This window comes from Lawsonibacter hominis (assembly GCF_014287895.1).
Lineage (GTDB): Bacteria > Bacillota > Clostridia > Oscillospirales > Oscillospiraceae > Lawsonibacter_A > Lawsonibacter_A hominis.
Genome location: NZ_JACOPP010000114.1, coordinates 1 through 512, shown reverse-complemented (window position 1 = coordinate 512; position 512 = coordinate 1). Strand labels below are relative to the sequence as shown.

The window sequence follows — 512 nt, the reverse complement described above, 5'->3', positions numbered from 1 at the left end:
AGCTGCCCGCTGAGTTCCTGCCGGATGACCCCGTTTATCATGTCAATATTTTCGGCGGTGGTTTCCAAATCCAGATATTCGTCAATCGCCCTGCGCACTTCTTTGGAAAAGTCCGTCCCATTCTTGGCTGCCAGTTTATTGAGCGCCCGAACTGTATCTTCCGGCAGATGGAGCGTCTTGCGCTCTGTTTTAATGGGCGATTCCTTCAAATCAATCCTCCTTTCAAATGAGTGAGTACCAGACAACAGGCCCCAACCAATACTTCTCACATTCTCGGCGTTAGAATGGTTAGAATCGGCGGGTAGAATGGCTGAAAAGAGAGGTGTGACAAAAATCACACCGGAACTTGAAAGTCATACCGATTCAAAAACCCGCAAACCCGTTGAAAGCACTGCTTTCAAGCTGTCAGCCCGCCGTCAGGTATGACGGCTATTCCTGCCTTAACCGAGAACCGCAGGGCGTGGCCTGCGGATTCCGGTTGCGGGGCGCCCCCGCAGGGGGGCGGGCAGGTA

The 512-nt window shown here is 52.9% G+C and carries 1 protein-coding gene; it reads right to left on the bottom strand.

Annotated features, from left to right (window positions below; translation table 11 throughout):
- Positions 1–269: ribbon-helix-helix domain-containing protein (locus tag H8S57_RS17040; RefSeq protein WP_369807665.1), on the bottom strand; the 269-nt coding region annotated here is incomplete at its 3' end.
- Between the last annotated feature and the right edge of the window lie 243 nt (positions 270–512).